We start from the raw sequence: 18,304 nt of genomic DNA, 5'->3' as shown, positions 1-18,304 counted from the left end.
GAATGTTCATGGACACCAAATTGCTCGATATCCTCGCGTGCCCGATCTGCAAAGGCCCGCTCAAGCTCAGCGCCGACAAAACTGAACTGATCAGCAAGGGCGCCGGTCTGGCGTACCCGATCCGCGATGGCATCCCGGTCATGCTCGAAAGCGAAGCCCGCACCCTGACCACCGACGAGCGTCTGGATAAATGACCACTGCCTTCACCGTTGTCATCCCGTCGCGTTTCGCCTCGACCCGCCTGCCCGGCAAACCGCTGCTCGACATCGCCGGCAAGCCGATGATCCAGCACGTCTGGGAACAGGCGAGCAAAAGCAGCGCCAGCCGTGTGGTCGTCGCGACTGACGATGCGCGCATCGTCGAGGCCTGCAAGGCTTTTGGTGCCGAAGTGGTGCTGACCCGTGAAGATCACAACTCCGGCACCGATCGTCTGGCCGAAGTCGCGGCGAAACTGGGTCTTGAACCCGACGCGATCGTGGTCAACGTGCAGGGTGACGAGCCGCTGATTCCGCCGAGCGTGATCGATCAGGTCGCCGCCAATCTGGCTGCCCACACCGAAGCGCGCATGGCCACGCTGGCCGAGCCGATCGAAGACGTAGATACCCTGTTCAATCCGAACGTGGTCAAGGTCGTCAGTGATCTCAACGGTTTGGCGCTGACCTTCAGCCGTGCGACTTTGCCATGGGCGCGCGATGCGTTTGCCAAGAGCCGCGAGCAATTGCCGGAGGGCGTGCCATACCGTCGCCATATCGGCATCTATGCCTACCGCGCCGGTTTCCTTCAGGACTTCGTCAGTTGGGGCCCGTGCTGGCTGGAAAACACTGAATCCCTCGAACAGCTGCGTGCCCTGTGGCACGGTGTGCGCATTCACGTTGCCGACGCGCTGATCGCACCGCCAACCGGCGTTGACACGGTTGAAGATCTCGAGCGCGTTCGTCGCCTGCTGGGGGCCTGATGCGCGTTCTGTTTGTATGCCTGGGCAACATTTGCCGCTCGCCCACGGCCGAAGGCGTGTTGCGCCACAAACTGCGTGAAGCGGGGCTGGCGGATCAAGTCGAAGTGGCTTCCGCCGGCACCGGTGACTGGCACGTCGGCAATCCGCCGGACAAGCGCAGCCAAGCTGCCGCCAAAGTGCGTGGCTATGACCTGTCGGCGCAACGCGCGCAGCAGGTCCGCCGTGCCGATTTCGCCAGTTACGACCTGATTCTGGCCATGGACAACAGCAACCTGCGCAACCTCAAGGCGTTGCAGCCGTCCACCGGCAAAGCCGAGCTGGACCTGTTTTTGCGCCGTTATGCCGGTGTCGTCGATGAAGTGCCGGATCCGTATTACGACGGCGATCAGGGTTTCGAGCAAGTGCTGGATCTGATCGAAGCAGCCTGTGACCAATTGTTGATCGAAGTGAAGGGCCGGTTATGAGTTTGCAGGTGCAACCGCAGGTTTCCCTGAAACCGTTCAACAGTTTTGGCGTGGATGTGCGCGCGCAACTGTTCGCCGAAGCCCACAGCGATGCCGATGTCCGTGAAGCGCTGGCCTATGCCGTTGCTCATGATGTGCCGTTGCTGGTGATCGGCGGTGGCAGCAACTTGCTGCTAACGGCAGATATTCCGGCGCTGGTGCTGCGCATGGCCACGCGCGGGATTCGTGTGATCAGCGATGACGGCAACCGTGTGGTGATCGAGGCGGAAGCGGGCGAGCCGTGGCATCCGTTTGTGCAGCACACGTTGGCGCAAGGACTCTCCGGGCTGGAAAACCTCAGCCTGATTCCCGGCACGGTTGGCGCTGCGCCGATGCAGAACATCGGTGCCTACGGCGTCGAGATCAAGGATGTATTCGCCGGCCTCACCGCGCTGGATCGCCAGACCGGCGAGCTGCGCGATTTCACCCTCGAAGAATGCAACTTCGCCTACCGCGACAGCTTGTTCAAGCAGCAGCCGGGGCGTTGGCTGATTCTGCGCGTGCGCTTTGCACTCGACCGCATCGCGCATTTGCATCTGGAATACGGCCCGGTGCGTCAGCGCCTGACCGAGCAGGGCATCGAGCAGCCGACGCCTACCGACGTCAGCCGTGCGATTTGCAGTATCCGCAGCGAAAAACTGCCGGATCCGGCGGTACTCGGCAATGCCGGCAGCTTCTTCAAGAATCCGCTGGTGTCGGCGGCCATCGTCGCGAGGATCAAGGAACAGCATCCGGATGTGGTCGCCTACGCGCAGCCGAACGGACAAATGAAGCTCGCGGCAGGCTGGCTGATCGAGCGTGCCGGCTGGAAAGGTTTCCGTGAAGCCGATGCCGGCGTGCATAAATTGCAAGCGCTGGTGCTGGTCAACTACGGCGCGGCAACCGGGCTGCAACTGCTCGATCTGGCGCAACGCATCCAGAAAGACATTGCCGAACGTTTCAATGTCGACCTGGAGATGGAGCCTAATCGCTATTGAGGCTACGCTTTCAAAGCGCCATCCAAAGCCCTGCACTGAAAAAAAGTGCAGGGCTTTTTTGTTAACGCTGGGTTAACTTAGCGAGCTAACGATAACCGTCATTTGCTCCACCAAAGGCCCGGTGCAGACGTTCGCGTCGGCACAAGAGAGCCTGATTAGCCTGAGTCGATCTGCGTGAACCACCGCCGATTCAACGGCGGCAGATTGCTCGACCCCATAACCACTAAAAATATGCGGGCGTGCCCATGATTACCCTGAAACTCAACGGTCAAGACCATCCTCTCGATGTCACCGACGACATGCCGCTGTTGTGGGCGATTCGTGATGTCGCCGGTTATAACGGCACCAAGTTCGGCTGCGGCATGGGGCTGTGCGGCGCCTGCACCATTCATATCGACGGCTTGCCGGCGCGCAGTTGCATCACGCCGATCGGTTCGGTGGTCGGCCAGAACGTCACCACCATCGACAACCTGCACGCCGACCCGGTGGGGCAGGTGGTCCAGCAAGCCTGGCTCGACACCGCTGTAGCGCAATGCGGATTCTGTCAGGGCGGGCAGATCATGTCGGCTACCGCGTTGCTCAAGACCAACCCGAACCCGAGCGACGAGCAGATCGAAGAAGCCATGGTCGGTAACATTTGCCGCTGCGGCACCTACAACCGGATCAAGACTGCGATCCGCCAGGCTTCCACTCACTTGAAGGAGGCCAAGGCATGAGTCGCCTTCCGAATGATTTCGCCCTGAGCAATCTCAGCCGTCGCGGTTTCCTCAAAGGCGTCGGCGCCACCGGCGCGCTGGTGCTGGCCGCCAGTTGGGGTTGGCAGGATGCGTTGGCTGAAGACAAACCGAAGCAATTCGGCGCCGATGGCATGCCCAATGGCTGGATCGACGATCCGAAGGTCTACGTCAGCATTGCCGCTGACGGCACGGTCACTGTGGTGTGCAACCGTTCCGAGATGGGCCAGGGCGTGCGCACCAGTTTGACCATGGTTGTTGCTGATGAACTGGAAGCCGATTGGGCGCGCGTCAAAGTGCAGCAGGCGCCGGGTGATGAAGTGCGCTTCGGCAACCAGGACACCGACGGTTCGCGCAGCATGCGCCATTGGTATGAACCAATGCGGCGTTGCGGTGCGGCGGCGCGGACCATGCTTGAACAGGCCGCCGCTGCGCAGTGGAAAGTGCCGGTCGGTGAGTGCCACGCGCAACTGCACAAAGTCATTCACAAACCGTCTGGCCGTGAGCTGGGCTATGGCGAACTGGCCGCCGCAGCCAGTGCGTTGCCGGTACCGGCGCGTGACAGCCTGCGCCTCAAGCAGCCGTCGGAGTTTCGCTACATCGGCAAGGAAGGTACGAAAGCCATCGACGGCGCAGACATCGTCAACGGTCGTGCGGTGTACGGCGCCGATGTGCATTTCGACGGCATGCTGTACGCAACTATCGCCCGTCCGGCGGTGTACGGCGGCAAGGTCAAATCGCTGGATGACAGCGCTGCGCTGAAAGTCCCCGGTGTGCTCAAAGTGCTGCAGATCGAAAGCCGGCCGCTGCCTTCTGAGTTTCAGCCACTGGGTGGTGTGGCCGTGGTGGCGAGCAATACCTGGGCCGCGATCAAGGGCCGTGAAGCGTTGAAAATCGAATGGGATGACGGTCCGAACGCCAGTTATGACTCGATCGCCTATCGCAAAGAGCTTGAAGCCGCCTCGCTGAAACCCGGCAAAGTGGTGCGCAACACCGGCGATATCGACAAGGCCCTGAGCGGTGCTGCAAGTACGCTTGAAGCATCCTACTACCTGCCGCATCTGGCCCAGGCACCGATGGAGCCAATGGTTGCCATCGCTCGCTACAAGGACGGCGTTTGCGAAGCGTGGGCACCGAGTCAGGCGCCGCAAGTCACCCGCGAGCGCATTGCCGAGCGTCTTGGACTGCCGTTCGACAATGTCACATTCAATGTCACCTTGCTTGGCGGTGGTTTTGGTCGCAAGTCGAAACCGGATTTCGTCGTCGAAGCGGCGATTCTCGCCAAAGAGTTCCCCGGCAAAGCCGTGCGGGTGCAGTGGACGCGTGAAGATGACATCCACAACTCGTATTTCCACACTGTGTCCGCCGAGTATCTGAAGGCTGGCGTGGGCAAGGACGGCATGCCGTCCGGCTGGTTGCATCGCACCGTGGCGCCGAGCATCACCGCGCTGTTCGCGCCGGGGATGAACCATGAAGCGGCTTTCGAGCTGGGCATGGGTTTCACCAACATGGCCTACGCGATTCCCAACGTACGCCTGGAAAACCCCGAGGCGACCGTGCACACACGGGTTGGCTGGTATCGCTCGGTGTCGAATATTCCTCATGGTTTTGCCATCCAGAGTTTCGTCGATGAGCTGGCGCACAAGGCCGGCGAGGATCCGCTCAAATACCAGATCAAACTGCTCGGCGCTGATCGGCAGATCGACCCGCGCACCTTGAGCGAAGAGTGGAACTACGGCGAATCGCCCGAGCGGTATCCGATCGATACCGGGCGCATGCGCACCGTGCTGGAAACCGCCGCGAAAGCAGCCGGTTGGGGGCGCAAACTGCCGAAGGGCCGTGGTCTGGGTCTGGCGGTGCATTACAGCTTCGTCACGTACGTGGCGGCGGTGATCGAAGTCGAGGTCAAGGACGACGGTACGCTGATCGTGCACAAGGCCGATATTGCCGTGGATTGCGGGCCGCAGATCAACCCTGAACGTATCCGTTCGCAGTTCGAAGGCGCCTGCGTGATGGGCCTGGGCAACGCAGTACTGGGCGAAATCAGCTTCAAGGACGGCAAGGTCCAGCAGGACAACTTCCACATGTACGAAGTGGCGCGCATGTCGCTGGCGCCGAAAGAAGTTGCCGTGCATCTGGTGACGCCGCCGGGCGACGTGCCCTTGGGCGGTGTCGGCGAGCCGGGCGTGCCGCCGATTGCTCCGGCCTTGTGTAACGCGATCTTTGCCGCTACTGGCAAGCGCATCCGTAATCTGCCGGTGCGTTACCAGTTGCAGGGCTGGCAGAAGGCAGAGGCGTAATGGACAGCGTCGACCTCAATGTCCTGCGCAGCGTCCTTGAATGGCGCCGCGCCGGGCAGCGGGTGGTGCTGTTCAGCGTGGTGCAGACCTGGGGCACGGCGCCCCGGGCTCCCGGCGCCATGCTCGCCTTGCGCGAGGATGGCGTGGTGATCGGTTCGGTGTCGGGCGGGTGCGTCGAGGATGACTTGATCGCCCGCCTGCACGACGGACGCATCGCCACCGATGGGCCGCCGGTGCAGTTGATCACTTATGGCGTTACACGCGAGGAGGCGGCGCGCTTTGGCTTGCCTTGTGGCGGCACGTTGCGCCTGACTGAAGAACGGATCGGCGATCCCGCGTGGGTTGCCGAGTTGCTCGCGCGGTGCGAAGCACACGAGATCGTTGCCCGTGAGTTGAACATTGAAACCGGTGAAGTGCTTCTGTCGCCGGCCAGCAAGTCCGACTCGCTGGAGTTCGACGGCAAAACCCTGCGAGCGATCTACGGGCCGCGCTGGCGCCTGCTATTGATCGGTGCCGGGCAGTTGTCGCGTTACGTGGCGGATATGGCGCGGTTGCTGGATTTTGAGGTGCTGATCTGCGATCCGCGCAGCGAATTCGTCTACGGCTGGGAAGAGCATCACGGGCGTTTCGTCTCGGGCATGCCGGATGAGGCGGTGTTGAGTATCCAGACCGACGAACGTACGGCGATTGTCGCGTTGACCCACGATCCGCGTCTGGACGATATGGCGCTGCTCACGGCGCTGGATTCTCCGGCCTTCTATGTCGGCGCTCTCGGCTCTCGGGTTAACAGCCGAAAGCGTCGGGAGAATCTTGCTCAGCTAGGCTTGTCGGTGCAGGCGATCGATCGACTGCACGGGCCGATCGGTTTGCATATCGGCAGTCATTCGCCAGCGGAAATTGCTTTGTCTCTGTTGGCGGAGATCGTCGCAATCAAGAACGGCGTCGAGTTGAAGCAGAAGAAAACTTTGGAGGACGCATGAGTCGATCCATTGCAGTGATTGTGCTGGCGGCGGGTGAGGGCAGTCGTTTTCGCCAGGTGGCAGGTGCCGATAAGGACAAGTTGCTGGCGGACTGCACCGGGCGTGATGGTGCAGTGCGTTCGGTGATTGAGCAGGTGCTGTTGAATCTGCCGGGCAGCCTCGACAGGCGCGTGCTGGTGACGACCGAGGCGCGGCCGCAGGCGATGCGCATGGCCCAGGCCTATGGCTGTGACGTGGTCTCGATTGAATCGACTGGAATGGGTGACAGTATTGCCGCCGGGGTCGCCGCTTGCCCTGATGCCGATGGCTGGTTGATTGTCCTTGGTGACATGCCGTTTATCTTGCCGTCGAGTATCGAGCGGGTGGTCGCGGCGATTACTGATGATGCGGTGAGCGTGCCGGTGCAGGAAGGGGGGTTTGGTCATCCTGTGGGGTTTGGGCGGTCGTTTGGTGCGGGGTTGCAGGCTTTGAGTGGCGATCGAGGGGCTCGGCCGTTGTTCAAGCAGGGCAGGGTGGTGGAAGTGGCGGTGGATGATCCTGGGGTGTTGTGGGATATCGATGTGCCGGAGGCTTTGGTTTTTACTTCGTCTTGAGAGCTGCGTAAATTCCTGAGAGCCCCTCACCCTAACCCTCTCCCAGAGGGAGAGGGGACTGACCGAGGTGTTCTTTCGAGGTACACCGACCTGAAACTTCGAGTCGAACTCCGGCCTTGAAACACACGGAGATCTGCTCCCTTTCCCCCTCGCCCCCTCGGGGAGAGGGCTGGGGTGAGGGGGTTGGATCTAGAGTCCAGCACAAAAAATCGAGGCATAAAAAAGCCCCGCCTGAATAATCGGGCGGGGCTTTTTATTGGCTTTGGAAATTACACGAGTGGTTTAGGCTCGTGTTCTTTTTCCTCGGCCTCTTGGTGCTGCTCGACCGCGTCCTGAACGGAGCGTGGTGCTTCAGCAATCACCGACTCAACCACAGCTTCTTCAGTCACCGGGGCAGGCGCTGCCTCGACCACTTCAGCAACCACGGCTGGCTCGGCAGCGACTGGCGCAGCAGCGGCAGCCAGTTCAGCTTCCTTCTGCAGACGCTCTTCTTCACGCTTGCGACGACGCACTTCACGTGGGTCGTTTGGCGCGCGGCCGCTTGGCGTCAGAGCGCTGACCGGTGCTGCAGCTTCAACCACAGGGGCTGGCGCTTCGGTCACCACGGGGCTGCGACAACCGGTGCTTCAACGACAGGTGCTGGTTCGGCAGCTTTACGTTCTTCAAACACTGGGGTTTCGAACACTGGCGCTTCAACAACCGGTGCTTCCACCACTGGCGCTGGGGTTTCAGCAACAGTCGGCTCGGCAACCCAGTTGAAGGCAGTCTGCTCTTCGCGAACTTCACGTACGCTTTCGGTTACGGTTTCTGCGACGGTTTCTACCACCGGCTCCGCAGCCACAACTGGCGCTGGCTCTACCTGAGGCAGGGTCTCTTGAACCGGTGCCACTTCGACTTCCGGAGCAGCAACCACTTCTACTGGAGTAGTCGCTTCAACAACCGGCGCTTCCACTGGAGCGGTTTCCTGAACAGCCGCGGTGGCGCGTTCAGCTTGCTCGTGGGCTTGTGCTTCAGCCGGTGCACTGATCACGGTGCTGGCAACAGCGGCGGTCACAGCCAGGCCAGCAGCCAGATCGGCAGTGCTTGGCGCTTCAGCGTTTTCGCCGGCTTCGGATTCTTCCGAACCTTCGATCACGTTGCCGTTGGCATCACGCTGACGCTCACGACGGTTGCTGCGACGACGCTGACCGCGCGAACGACGACGTGGGCGATCGCCTTCGGCGTTCTCCGAACCGTCTTCCGGCAGTTGCTCTTCGTTGGTGTTCACTTCTTCTTCAGCGACGGCAGCAGCGGCCTGTTCGGCACGCGGTTGACGCTCTTCACGTGGCGGACGCGGTGCGCGTTCTTCACGGGGCTGACGGGTCGGGCGTTCTTCAGCGGTAACGGCAACGTCAGCAGCAGCGGCTGGAACGGCGTCCAGTGGCTCGCGCAGTTCACGCACACGCTCTTCACGCTCGCCGCGTGGCTTGCGGTCTTCGCGCGGTGCACGTGGTGCACGTTCTTCACGCGGAGCGCGTGGTGCACGTTCTTCGCGGGCAACTGGCGCTTCGGTACGAGCTTCACGTGGTTCGCGGACTTCACGGGCTTCACGTGGCGCGCGCTCTTCGCGCGGCTCGCGTGGCGCACGTTCTTCACGTGGAGCACGTTCTTCGCGTGGCTTGCGTTCTTCATCGCGGCGACCATTACGGTTGCGGCTCTGCTGACGACCGTTGCGACGCTCTTCGTTGCGGGCCGGACGTTCGGTGGCTGGTTTTTCAACCACAACCGGAGCGGCTGGTTCTTCTTTGGTGGCGAACAGGCTGACCAGCGATTTCACCAGACCTTTGAACAGGCTTGGCTCTGGTGCAGCGACTGGAGCTGGTGCAGCAGCGGCCGGGGCGGCGACTTCGGTCGGAACCGGAGCGTTGGCACGTGCCGGAGCAGTCTTGACCGCAGCTTCCTGGCGAACCAGGGTGCGGGTCGCAGCGGCTGGCTGGACTTCTTCGACTTCGGCAGCAGCAGCTGCGATTTCGTAGCTGGACTGGTTGGTCGCAGCTTCCGGGCTGTCGTCACGCAGGCGCTGAACTTCGAAATGCGGGGTTTCGAGGTGGTCGTTCGGCAGAATGATGATGCGAGCACGGGTGCGCAGTTCGATCTTGGTGATCGAGTTGCGTTTTTCGTTGAGCAGGAACGCGGCGACCGGGATCGGCACCTGGGCGCGCACTTCGGCGGTGCGGTCTTTCAGGGCTTCTTCTTCGATCAGGCGCAGGATCGCCAGCGACAGCGATTCAACGTCACGGATGATGCCGGTGCCGTTGCAACGCGGGCAAACGATGCCGCTGCTTTCGCCCAGGGATGGACGCAGGCGCTGACGGGACATTTCCAGCAGGCCGAAGCGCGAGATGCGACCGATCTGCACGCGGGCACGGTCGGCTTCCAGGCATTCGCGGACTTTCTCTTCCACGGCGCGCTGGTTCTTGGCAGGGGTCATGTCGATGAAGTCGATGACGATCAGGCCGCCGATGTCGCGCAGGCGCAACTGACGGGCGATTTCTTCGGCAGCTTCAAGGTTGGTCTGCAGAGCGGTTTCTTCGATGTCGCTGCCTTTGGTGGCGCGCGCCGAGTTGATGTCGATCGACACCAGGGCTTCGGTCGGATCGATAACGATGGAGCCGCCGGAAGGCAGTTCAACGACGCGCTGGAAAGCGGTCTCGATCTGGCTTTCGATCTGGAAACGGTTGAACAGCGGCACGCTGTCTTCGTACAGCTTGATCTTGCTGGCGTATTGCGGCATCACCTGGCGTATGAAGGTCAGGGCTTCGTCCTGGGCTTCAACGCTGTCGATCAGCACTTCGCCGATGTCCTGGCGCAGGTAATCGCGGATGGCGCGGATGATCACGTTGCTTTCCTGGTAGATCAGGAATGGCGCGGAGCGATCCAGCGAGGCTTCTTTGATGGCGGTCCACAGTTGCAGCAGGTAGTCGAGGTCCCACTGCATTTCTTCGCTGCTGCGGCCAAGGCCGGCAGTGCGCACGATCAGACCCATGTCGGCTGGTGCGACCAGACCGTTCAGCGCTTCACGCAGTTCGTTGCGCTCTTCGCCTTCGATGCGACGGGAGATACCGCCGGCACGCGGGTTGTTCGGCATCAGCACGAGGTAACGACCGGCCAGGCTGATGAAGGTGGTCAGGGCTGCGCCCTTGTTGCCACGTTCTTCTTTTTCGACCTGAACGATGACTTCCTGGCCTTCGCTCAGGACGTCCTTGATGTTGACGCGGCCTTCAGGGGCTTTCTTGAAGTATTCGCGGGAGATTTCTTTGAGGGGCAGGAAGCCGTGGCGCTCGGAGCCGAAATCGACAAAGGCAGCCTCAAGGCTTGGTTCGATGCGAGTGATGCGGCCTTTATAGATGTTGGCCTTCTTCTGCTCGCGTGCACCGGATTCGATGTCCAGGTCGTAGAGGCGTTGGCCATCTACCAGTGCAACACGCAACTCTTCGGGTTGAGTTGCGTTAATCAGCATTCTTTTCATGTAGTACCGTCGGTTTCCGGGCTGCCGGAAACGGCGTTCGGCACACACGACTTCTCACGGTCGGTGTCAGGTGCGTCGGGAGTGGTTGGCCATTCCCGTGTCCAGCGATATGCGGCCAATTGGGCCGATATAGCGACGTACGCGTCCTGCTTGCTGTGGCTACTTAAGCACTCAGTCAGGAGGAGGAATCAACCAGCGGCTGTGGACGAGATGAAGCGTCTTGATAAAGCCTATTGCTACACAGTCCAGCGGTTGTGCATCTCCACCCTACACGTATCCCTGATAATTCGGGTGCTGCCGCGCGCAGAATCCGCAGCGGGTTGGCATTTACCGTGAGCTCCGAAAGGGGAGGTCACGCATCATGGCTAATTCAGGCGTTGTTTCCGAAGCATTCGCTCGGGGTCATCTGTAGCTGACTGCACTTTGTGAACTGGCCTTGAATGTGTGCCTGTCAGGCGAGTAAAAACTCTGCTCGACGGTGTAATTCAGGCCTCATGTCACCTGCGCTTGTTACAACTGCAAACTCCACCGTTACGTAGCGAAAGCCCCGTAGGACGGCCTCGCGTCCTGGTGAATTGCGTTGGTCAGGGCCGGTTTTTGACCGTGGTTCCTCTGTCCAGGCCGCTTTTGGCGGCGTTCGCGACTATAGCAGCAATGATTAAGTGCTTCAATTCCATAAAAATTGTTATCATCCGCGGCATGACAACTACTGCCCCTTCGACTCCAGGCGTTCAATTGCTTGAAGTCTCGCCGGAGTATGCCGGCCAACGAATCGACAATTTTCTCCTCGCCCGGCTCAAAGGCGTGCCCAAGACCTTGATTTACCGCATTTTGCGTAAAGGCGAAGTGCGTGTGAACAAAGGTCGGATCAAGCCCGAATACAAGCTGCAGGCCGGTGATATCGTGCGCGTGCCGCCGGTTCGCGTGCCTGAGCGCGATGAGCCGGTGCCGCTGGCGCAGGGTCTGTTGCAGCGCCTGGAAGCTTCGATTGTCTTCGAAGACAAAGCCCTGATCGTGATCAATAAGCCCGCCGGCATTGCGGTTCACGGCGGTAGTGGCTTGAACTTCGGCGTGATCGAAGCCTTTCGTCAGTTGCGTCCCGATGCCAAAGAGCTGGAGCTGGTGCACCGTCTCGACCGTGATACCTCCGGCCTGCTGATGATCGCGAAAAAGCGCAGCATGTTGCGCCACTTGCACGAGCAATTGCGCGGCGATGGCGTCGACAAGCGCTACATGGCGCTGGTCCGCGGCAACTGGGCGACCTCGATCAAGAAAGTCAGCGCGCCATTGCTCAAGAGCAATCTGCGTTCCGGTGAGCGCATGGTCGAAGTCAATGACGAGGGCAAAGAAGCCCTGACCATGTTCAAAGTGCTGCGCCGCTTCGGTGACTTCGCCACCATGGTCGAGGCTAAACCGGTGACCGGTCGCACCCACCAGATTCGCGTGCATACCTTGCATGCCGGTCATTGCATTGCTGGCGACAGCAAGTATGGCGATGAGGATTTCACCAAGGAAATCCGTGATCTGGGCGGCAAGCGCCTGTTCCTGCACGCCTACATGCTGACCGTGCCGCTGCCCGATGGCGGCAAGCTGACCTTGCAGGCGCCGGTCGATGAAATGTGGGCCAAGACCGTGGAGCGATTGAGTGCGCCCATCTGATTACAAACTGCTGATTTTCGATTGGGACGGCACCCTGGCCGATTCCATTCATCGGATTGTCGAAGCCATGCATTCGGCGTCCGGGCGCTCCGGTTTCGAGTTGCGCGACGACTTTGCTGTCAAAGGCATTATCGGTCTGGGCTTGCCCGAGGCGATTCGCACGCTGTATCCCGAGATCAGTGACGCCGAAATGACCGCGTTTCGCGAGTATTACGCCGATCACTACATCGCCGCAGAAGCTGTGCCTTCGCCGTTGTTCGAAGGCGTAGTCGAGTCGATGGCGTCCTTTCGCGAGCAGGGTTATCACCTCGCGGTGGCGACCGGCAAGAATCGTCGCGGACTGGATCGAGTGCTCAAGGCTAATGGCTGGGAAGATTATTTCGATATCACCCGCGCTGCCGATGAAACTGCGAGCAAGCCGCACCCTCTGATGCTGGAGCAGATCCTTGCTCATTGTGGTGTGCGCCCGGAGCAGGCCTTGATGGTCGGCGATTCGTCCTTCGATCTGTTGATGGCGCGTAATGCGGGGATGGATTCGGTCGCGGTCAGTTATGGCGCGCAATCGATCGAATCGCTGCAACAATTCGAGCCACGTCTGTCGATCGACCGTTTTTCCGAATTGCATGCCTGGCTGGGGAAGCAGGCCTAATACGTTTTTGCTGGGGTGGATGGCATGACCGACGAATGGAAAGCACCGGCCAAGGCAAGTGCCGACGGCGGTGACGAAAAAAGCTGGAAGCTGTTGGAAAAGACTCTGCTGGCTGGTGTTCAGGAACAGCGTCGTTCGCGGCGTTGGGGGATTTTCTTCAAGCTGCTGACGTTTGTTTATCTGTTTGTGGCGCTGATCCTGTTCACGCCGCTGATGGACATGGAAAAGAGCGCCACGCGCGGGCCGAACTACACCGCGTTGATCGACGTCACCGGCATGATCGCCGACAAAGAGCCCGCCAGTGCCGACAACATTGTTGGCAGCCTGCGGGCGGCGTTCGAGGACAAGAAGGTCAAAGGCGTTATCCTGCGCATCAACAGTCCTGGCGGCAGCCCGGTGCAATCGGGTTATGTGTATGACGAGATCAAGCGTCTGCGCGGTCTGCATCCGGAGATCAAGCTTTACGCGGTGATTTCCGATCTGGGCGCTTCCGGTGCTTATTACATTGCCAGTGCGGCGGATCAGATCTATGCCGACAAGGCGAGTCTGGTTGGCTCGATTGGTGTGACGGCGGCCGGTTACGGCTTTGTCGGCACCATGGAGAAACTGGGTGTCGAGCGTCGCACGTACACCTCGGGCGAGCATAAGTCGTTCCTTGACCCGTTCCAGCCGCAGAAGTCTGATGAAACGGCGTTCTGGCAAACGGTGCTGGACACCACGCACAAGCAGTTCATCAACAGCGTCAAGCAGGGCCGTGGCGATCGTCTGAAAGACAAAGAGCATCCGGAGCTGTTCTCCGGGCTGGTCTGGTCGGGTGAGCAAGCGCTGCCGCTGGGCTTGATCGATGGTCTGGGCAATACCAGTTCGGTGGCGCGTGATGTGATTGGCGAGAAAGAGCTGGTCGACTTCACTGTTCAGGAGTCGCCGTTCGATCGTTTCTCGAAGAAGCTCGGTGCCAGCGTGGCAGAGCAATTGGCGATGTGGATGGGTTTCCACGGACCTTCGTTGCGTTAGTTCGTTGTAAAGATCAAAAGATCGCAGCCTGCGGTAGCTCCTACAGAGATCGGTGTAGGAGTTGCCGCAGGCTGCGATCTTTTGCTTTAAGGCATCTGTACGCCTTCAACCAGTAGCATGTCGATCAGGCGAATCAGCGGCAGTCCGATCAGGCTGGTGGCATCAGGGCCTTCGGTAGATTGAAACAGGCTCACGCCCAGTCCTTCAGCTTTGAAGCTGCCCGCGCAATCGTAGGGTTGCTCCAGTCGCAGGTAGCGCTCAATGCGCGCCTCATCGAGTTGGCGCATGTGCACGGTGAACGGCACGCAATCGACCTGGCACTGGCCGGTCTGACTGTTAAGCAGCGCAAGGCCGGTCAGGAATGTCACGCTGGCGCCACTGGCGGCCATCAGTTGCTCGCGCGCCTTCTCAAAGGTGTGCGGCTTGCCGATGATCTGCTCGCCGAGCACGGCAACCTGGTCCGAGCCGATAATCAGATGGGCGGGATAGCTGTCAGCCAATGCCCGGGCTTTTTGTTCGGCGAGGCGCTTGACCAGTTCGATCGCCGATTCGCCCGGGCGGTGACTTTCATCGATATCCGGCGAGCTGCAGACGAACGGCAGGTGCAGGCGGGCGAGCAATTCCCGACGATAGGTCGAGCTTGAAGCGAGTAATAAAGGCAGCATTCGCGTCTCCTGAGGCAGGTGCGAATTCTAGCGGAGGCACGCAAGTGACGGACAGGGCACAATTTCCTTTGACATGGGTGGGTGCATCCCTATAATGCTGCGCCTATGTTGAATGACCCGATTCCACCTCACGTTGACCCGCGCAAATTGGCTGACCGTGGCACCACCCTTCAAGGTGAACTGCTGCTGGCCGATTTGAAGAGACTCTGCGACCCGCTTTCCGACGATGTCGGTACGGTGCAGGCGAAATTCGTTTTTGAACGAGATGAACGTAAATCTGTGGTGATCCACAGCTTTATCGACACCGAGGTCAAAATGGTTTGCCAGCGTTGTCTTGAGCTGGTCACCCTGCCGATCCACAGCGAATGCAGTTACGCTGTAGTGAAGGAGGGTGCGAATACCCAGTCGTTACCGAAAGGTTATGACGTGCTGGAACTGGGCGAAGATCCATTGGATCTGCAGTCACTGGTCGAGGAAGAGCTTTTGCTTGCCTTGCCTATTGTGCCTGCTCATCATCCGGAAGAATGCCAGCAGCCGGCGGGAGCAGATGAGCCCGAACCGAGCGAGGACGAGGTAACGCGGTCCAACCCGTTCAGTGTATTGGCGCAGTTAAAGCGTGACCCAAACGTTTAGGAGTTAATCAATTATGGCTGTTCAGCAGAACAAAAAATCCCGCTCTGCCCGTGACATGCGCCGTTCGCACGACGCTCTCGAGGCTAGCACCCTGTCTGTAGAAAAAACCACTGGTGAAGTTCACCTGCGTCACCACGTATCGCCAGAAGGCGTATACCGTGGCCGTAAAGTGATCGACAAGGGCGCTGACGAGTAATCACTTGTCCGCTCAAGTCATCGCGATTGACGCAATGGGCGGGGACTTCGGTCCCCGCAGCATTGTTCAGGCCAGCCTTGCTTGCCTGTCTGCTACGCCCTCGCTGCACCTGACCCTCGTCGGTCAACCCTCCCTTCTTGAAGAATTGATCCACGGCCAATCGGCTGCCGATCGCGCGCGCCTGACGATTGTTGCGGCCAGCGAAGTCATCACCATGGACGAAAAACCGACCCAGGCCTTGCGTGGCAAGCCGGACTCGTCGATGCGTGTCGCCCTTGAGCTGGTGCGTGACGGCAAGGCTCAGGCCTGTGTCAGCGCCGGCAATACCGGTGCGTTGATGGCGCTGTCACGATTCGTGCTGAAGACGCTGCCCGGTATCGATCGGCCGGCAATGGTGGCGGCTATCCCGACGCAGAAGGGTTATTGCCAGTTGCTTGATCTGGGCGCCAACGTCGATTGCAGCGCCGAGCATTTGCTGCAGTTTGCGGTAATGGGCTCGGTGGCGGCGCAGACGCTGGGCATCCATCGCCCGCGCGTCGCGCTGCTGAACATCGGCACCGAAGACATTAAGGGCAATCAGCAGGTCAAGCTGGCTGCGACGCTGTTGCAGGCTGCCCGTGGCATCAATTACATCGGCTTTATCGAAGGCGACGGTTTGTATCGCGGCGAGGCGGATGTTGTGGTGTGTGATGGTTTCGTCGGCAACATCCTGCTCAAGTCCAGCGAAGGTCTGGCGACGATGATCGCTGCGCGTATCGAGGCGCTGTTCAAAAAAAATCTGGCCTCTCGTGTCGTGGGGGCGTTGGCGTTGCCGCTGATGAAGCGTTTGCAGGCGGATCTGGCGCCGGCGCGACATAACGGCGCAAGCTTTCTCGGCTTGCAGGGTATCGTGGTGAAAAGCCACGGTTCGGCCGGTGTTCAGGGCTTTCAGAGTGCTATTTCCCGTGCGCTGATCGAGATTCAGGAAAATCTTCCCGAGCGTCTCCATGGTCGTCTGGAGGATTTGTTGTCTTAGGCGTTTTCGTCGGACAATGCTTAAATGTGACCGCCCGGTTCAAAGGGCCATCCAACTGTCAGTTTCTTGCGTCCCCAGTGGGGCGCCATTTTCCGACGACAAGATCATTAGGGGCTTGTTACATGTCTGCTTCCCTCGCATTCGTCTTTCCAGGACAAGGTTCGCAGTCCCTCGGCATGCTGGCCGAGCTGGGCGCGGAATATCCGTTGATCCTCGAAACTTTCAAAGAAGCCTCTGAGGCTCTGGGCTATGACCTGTGGGCGCTGACCCAGCAGGGCCCGGAAGAGCTGCTCAATCAAACCGATAAAACCCAACCGGCCATTCTGACCGCTTCGATCGCTCTGTGGCGTTTGTGGCTGGCGGAAGGTGGTGCGCGTCCGGCCTTTGTTGCCGGTCACAGCCTGGGTGAATACAGCGCGCTGGTTGCTGCTGGCAGCCTGACACTGGCTGATGCGGTGAAGCTCGTCGAGCGTCGCGGTCAGTTGATGCAGGAAGCTGTTCCGGCCGGGCAGGGCGGCATGGCTGCCATCCTCGGCCTGGAAGATGCCGATGTGCTGGCTGGCTGCGCCGAAGCGGCGCAAGGTGAAGTGGTCAGCGCGGTCAATTTCAACTCGCCGGGCCAAGTGGTCATTGCCGGTGCCAAGGCTGCCGTCGAGCGCGCGATCGAAGGCTGCAAGGCGCGTGGCGCCAAGCGTGCCATGCCGCTGCCGGTGAGCGTGCCGTCGCACTGCGAGCTGATGCGTCCGGCCGCTGAGCGCTTCGCCGAATCCATTGCTGCCATCGACTGGCAGGTGCCGCAGATCCCGGTGGTACAGAACGTCAGCGCACAAGTGCCGGCCGATCTGGAAACCCTCAAGCGTGATCTGCTCGAACAACTGTACAAGCCAGTGCGCTGGGTCGAGTCGGTACAGACCCTGGCCGCCAAAGGCGCGACCAATCTGGTCGAGTGCGGCCCGGGCAAAGTCCTGGCCGGCCTGAACAAACGTTGCGCCGAAGGCGTGGCGACTTCCAACCTCAATACCCCAGACGCTTTCGCTGCCGCTCGCGCAGCGCAAGCCTGAATCAGGAGAAACTTGCATGAGTCTGCAAGGTAAAGTTGCACTGGTCACCGGTGCAAGCCGCGGCATCGGCCAGGCTATCGCACTGGAGCTGGGTCGTCAGGGCGCCATCGTCATTGGCACCGCGACTTCCGCTTCGGGCGCCGAGCGTATCGCTGCGACCCTGAAGGAAAACGGTATTCAGGGCGCCGGCTTCGAACTCAATGTCACCAGCGATGAATCGGTCAGTGCAGTGCTGGCGGGTATTCAGGAACAGTTCGGTGCGCCGGTGGCAATCCTGGTCAATAATGCCGGCATCACCCGCGATAACCTGATGATGCGCATGAAAGACGACGAGTGGTACGACGTAATCGATACCAACCTGAACAGTCTGTATCGCCTGTCCAAGGGCGTTCTGCGCGGTATGACCAAGGCGCGCTGGGGTCGAATTATCAGTATTGGCTCGGTGGTGGGTGCCATGGGCAACGCAGGCCAAGTAAACTATGCAGCCGCCAAGGCCGGTCTGGAAGGTTTCAGCCGTGCAATGGCGCGTGAAGTCGGTTCGCGTTCGATTACGGTCAACTCGGTAACCCCAGGGTTTATCGACACCGATATGACGCGCGAACTGCCTGAAGCACAGCGTGAAGCCTTGCAGACGCAGATTCCGCTGGGTCGTCTGGGGCAAGCTCAAGAGATCGCGTCTGTGGTCGCTTTTCTTGCATCCGACGGTGCGGCATACGTCACTGGGGCTACAATCCCGGTGAACGGTGGGATGTACATGTAAGTAAAATGTGACGGATTGCTTCAAAAAAATGTCATACGAGCTGTCTAAAATCCGTTATAAAGCTGCAATCTATTTATAGGCAGAGGGCTGCAGGGTTTGAGG

General features: G+C 60.0%; 19 protein-coding genes. 16 read left to right on the top strand and 3 right to left on the bottom strand.

Going from position 1 to position 18,304, the window contains the following annotated elements; all coding sequences use genetic code 11:
* The first annotated feature begins 8 nt into the window (after window positions 1–8).
* The 8 genes from LOY43_RS20740 to LOY43_RS20705 all read left to right on the top strand — a co-directional run bounded on the left by LOY43_RS20740 (window position 9) and on the right by LOY43_RS20705 (window position 7,042).
* Window positions 9–194, top strand: coding sequence for a Trm112 family protein (locus tag LOY43_RS20740; RefSeq protein ID WP_003174668.1), 186 nt, complete (start codon window positions 9–11; stop codon window positions 192–194).
* The gene (kdsB, locus tag LOY43_RS20735) at window positions 191–955 is read left to right on the top strand and encodes a 3-deoxy-manno-octulosonate cytidylyltransferase (protein WP_095125208.1); all 765 of its coding nucleotides are present in this window, start codon (window positions 191–193) and stop codon (window positions 953–955) included. Before LOY43_RS20740 ends, kdsB begins: the two co-directional genes overlap by 4 nt.
* Window positions 955–1,419 carry a low molecular weight protein-tyrosine-phosphatase gene (locus tag LOY43_RS20730; protein ID WP_093435454.1) on the top strand — a complete coding sequence of 155 codons (465 nt, stop codon included), beginning with the start codon at window positions 955–957 and terminating at the stop codon, window positions 1,417–1,419. Before kdsB ends, LOY43_RS20730 begins: the two co-directional genes overlap by 1 nt.
* The gene (murB, locus tag LOY43_RS20725; protein ID WP_095125207.1) at window positions 1,416–2,435 is read left to right on the top strand and encodes a UDP-N-acetylmuramate dehydrogenase; all 1,020 of its coding nucleotides are present in this window, start codon (window positions 1,416–1,418) and stop codon (window positions 2,433–2,435) included. The genes LOY43_RS20730 and murB overlap by 4 nt, the downstream gene beginning before the upstream one ends.
* Before the next feature lie 245 nt (window positions 2,436–2,680).
* Window positions 2,681–3,151, top strand: coding sequence for a (2Fe-2S)-binding protein (locus tag LOY43_RS20720; protein ID WP_258708668.1), 471 nt, complete (start codon window positions 2,681–2,683; stop codon window positions 3,149–3,151).
* Window positions 3,148–5,469, top strand: a complete 2,322-nt coding sequence (locus LOY43_RS20715) for a xanthine dehydrogenase family protein molybdopterin-binding subunit (RefSeq protein WP_095125206.1) — start codon at window positions 3,148–3,150, stop codon at window positions 5,467–5,469. Before LOY43_RS20720 ends, LOY43_RS20715 begins: the two co-directional genes overlap by 4 nt.
* Window positions 5,469–6,449: an XdhC family protein gene (locus LOY43_RS20710; RefSeq protein ID WP_095048619.1), complete on the top strand. Its 981-nt coding sequence runs from the start codon at window positions 5,469–5,471 to the stop codon at window positions 6,447–6,449. The genes LOY43_RS20715 and LOY43_RS20710 overlap by 1 nt, the downstream gene beginning before the upstream one ends.
* Complete coding sequence (locus LOY43_RS20705) at window positions 6,446–7,042, top strand: nucleotidyltransferase family protein (RefSeq protein ID WP_220556711.1); 597 nt, start codon at window positions 6,446–6,448, stop codon at window positions 7,040–7,042. The genes LOY43_RS20710 and LOY43_RS20705 overlap by 4 nt, the downstream gene beginning before the upstream one ends.
* A 269-nt stretch (window positions 7,043–7,311) precedes the next feature.
* Here the strand turns inward: LOY43_RS20705 and LOY43_RS28900 are convergent, their stop codons facing one another.
* Together LOY43_RS28900 and rne are read right to left on the bottom strand one after the other, a co-directional pair.
* On the bottom strand, window positions 7,312–7,644 hold the full coding sequence (locus LOY43_RS28900; protein ID WP_408980811.1) for a hypothetical protein: 333 nt from the start codon (window positions 7,642–7,644) through the stop codon (window positions 7,312–7,314).
* On the bottom strand, window positions 7,641–10,550 hold the full coding sequence (rne, locus tag LOY43_RS20700; RefSeq protein WP_408980810.1) for a ribonuclease E: 2,910 nt from the start codon (window positions 10,548–10,550) through the stop codon (window positions 7,641–7,643). Before rne ends, LOY43_RS28900 begins: the two co-directional genes overlap by 4 nt.
* A 699-nt stretch (window positions 10,551–11,249) precedes the next feature.
* Between rne and rluC the strand changes: the two genes are divergently transcribed.
* The 3 genes from rluC to LOY43_RS20685 are packed head-to-tail and all read left to right on the top strand — an operon-like array spanning window position 11,250 to window position 13,872.
* Window positions 11,250–12,209 (top strand): 23S rRNA pseudouridine(955/2504/2580) synthase RluC, encoded by a 960-nt coding sequence (gene rluC, locus LOY43_RS20695; protein ID WP_034155359.1) that lies wholly within the window; start codon window positions 11,250–11,252, stop codon window positions 12,207–12,209.
* Window positions 12,196–12,858 (top strand): HAD-IA family hydrolase, encoded by a 663-nt coding sequence (locus tag LOY43_RS20690; protein ID WP_099756910.1) that lies wholly within the window; start codon window positions 12,196–12,198, stop codon window positions 12,856–12,858. The genes rluC and LOY43_RS20690 overlap by 14 nt, the downstream gene beginning before the upstream one ends.
* A gap of 24 nt (window positions 12,859–12,882) precedes the next feature.
* Complete coding sequence (locus LOY43_RS20685; RefSeq protein WP_093435437.1) at window positions 12,883–13,872, top strand: S49 family peptidase; 990 nt, start codon at window positions 12,883–12,885, stop codon at window positions 13,870–13,872.
* Between the two features lie 86 nt (window positions 13,873–13,958).
* Here LOY43_RS20685 and LOY43_RS20680 read toward each other — a convergent pair whose 3' ends face one another.
* Entirely contained in the window at window positions 13,959–14,537 is a 579-nt protein-coding gene (locus LOY43_RS20680) for a nucleoside triphosphate pyrophosphatase (protein WP_258708667.1), read from the bottom strand.
* 105 nt (window positions 14,538–14,642) lie between these two features.
* Between LOY43_RS20680 and LOY43_RS20675 the strand changes: the two genes are divergently transcribed.
* The 5 genes from LOY43_RS20675 to fabG all read left to right on the top strand — a co-directional run bounded on the left by LOY43_RS20675 (window position 14,643) and on the right by fabG (window position 18,202).
* Complete coding sequence (locus LOY43_RS20675; RefSeq protein WP_038364482.1) at window positions 14,643–15,170, top strand: YceD family protein; 528 nt, start codon at window positions 14,643–14,645, stop codon at window positions 15,168–15,170.
* 13 nt (window positions 15,171–15,183) lie between these two features.
* Window positions 15,184–15,366, top strand: a complete 183-nt coding sequence (rpmF, locus tag LOY43_RS20670; protein WP_003179396.1) for a 50S ribosomal protein L32 — start codon at window positions 15,184–15,186, stop codon at window positions 15,364–15,366.
* A gap of 4 nt (window positions 15,367–15,370) precedes the next feature.
* Window positions 15,371–16,381 (top strand): phosphate acyltransferase PlsX, encoded by a 1,011-nt coding sequence (gene plsX / locus LOY43_RS20665; protein ID WP_095125201.1) that lies wholly within the window; start codon window positions 15,371–15,373, stop codon window positions 16,379–16,381.
* 122 nt (window positions 16,382–16,503) lie between these two features.
* Entirely contained in the window at window positions 16,504–17,442 is a 939-nt protein-coding gene (fabD, locus tag LOY43_RS20660; RefSeq protein ID WP_258708666.1) for an ACP S-malonyltransferase, read from the top strand.
* A gap of 16 nt (window positions 17,443–17,458) precedes the next feature.
* Window positions 17,459–18,202, top strand: a complete 744-nt coding sequence (gene fabG / locus LOY43_RS20655) for a 3-oxoacyl-ACP reductase FabG (protein WP_034155354.1) — start codon at window positions 17,459–17,461, stop codon at window positions 18,200–18,202.
* Window positions 18,203–18,304 lie beyond the last annotated feature (102 nt).

The organism is Pseudomonas sp. B21-041 (assembly GCF_024748675.1).
Lineage (GTDB): Bacteria > Pseudomonadota > Gammaproteobacteria > Pseudomonadales > Pseudomonadaceae > Aquipseudomonas > Aquipseudomonas neuropathica.
This window is presented reverse-complemented; position numbering and strand designations above follow the sequence as displayed.

Excerpts from the sequence above, each read along its gene's own strand:
- LOY43_RS20740 (WP_003174668.1), top strand. The coding sequence starts at position 9 with ATGGACACCAAATTGCTCGATATCCTCGCGTGCCCGATCTGCAAAGGC.
- kdsB (WP_095125208.1), top strand. The coding sequence starts at position 191 with ATGACCACTGCCTTCACCGTTGTCATCCCGTCGCGTTTCGCCTCGACC.
- LOY43_RS20730 (WP_093435454.1), top strand. The coding sequence starts at position 955 with ATGCGCGTTCTGTTTGTATGCCTGGGCAACATTTGCCGCTCGCCCACG.
- murB (WP_095125207.1), top strand. The coding sequence starts at position 1,416 with ATGAGTTTGCAGGTGCAACCGCAGGTTTCCCTGAAACCGTTCAACAGT.
- LOY43_RS20720 (WP_258708668.1), top strand. The coding sequence starts at position 2,681 with ATGATTACCCTGAAACTCAACGGTCAAGACCATCCTCTCGATGTCACC.
- LOY43_RS20715 (WP_095125206.1), top strand. The coding sequence starts at position 3,148 with ATGAGTCGCCTTCCGAATGATTTCGCCCTGAGCAATCTCAGCCGTCGC.
- LOY43_RS20710 (WP_095048619.1), top strand. The coding sequence starts at position 5,469 with ATGGACAGCGTCGACCTCAATGTCCTGCGCAGCGTCCTTGAATGGCGC.
- LOY43_RS20705 (WP_220556711.1), top strand. The coding sequence starts at position 6,446 with ATGAGTCGATCCATTGCAGTGATTGTGCTGGCGGCGGGTGAGGGCAGT.
- rne (WP_408980810.1), bottom strand. The coding sequence starts at position 10,550 with ATGAAAAGAATGCTGATTAACGCAACTCAACCCGAAGAGTTGCGTGTT.
- rluC (WP_034155359.1), top strand. The coding sequence starts at position 11,250 with ATGACAACTACTGCCCCTTCGACTCCAGGCGTTCAATTGCTTGAAGTC.
- LOY43_RS20685 (WP_093435437.1), top strand. The coding sequence starts at position 12,883 with ATGACCGACGAATGGAAAGCACCGGCCAAGGCAAGTGCCGACGGCGGT.
- LOY43_RS20680 (WP_258708667.1), bottom strand. The coding sequence starts at position 14,537 with ATGCTGCCTTTATTACTCGCTTCAAGCTCGACCTATCGTCGGGAATTG.
- LOY43_RS20675 (WP_038364482.1), top strand. The coding sequence starts at position 14,643 with ATGTTGAATGACCCGATTCCACCTCACGTTGACCCGCGCAAATTGGCT.
- rpmF (WP_003179396.1), top strand. The coding sequence starts at position 15,184 with ATGGCTGTTCAGCAGAACAAAAAATCCCGCTCTGCCCGTGACATGCGC.
- fabD (WP_258708666.1), top strand. The coding sequence starts at position 16,504 with ATGTCTGCTTCCCTCGCATTCGTCTTTCCAGGACAAGGTTCGCAGTCC.
- fabG (WP_034155354.1), top strand. The coding sequence starts at position 17,459 with ATGAGTCTGCAAGGTAAAGTTGCACTGGTCACCGGTGCAAGCCGCGGC.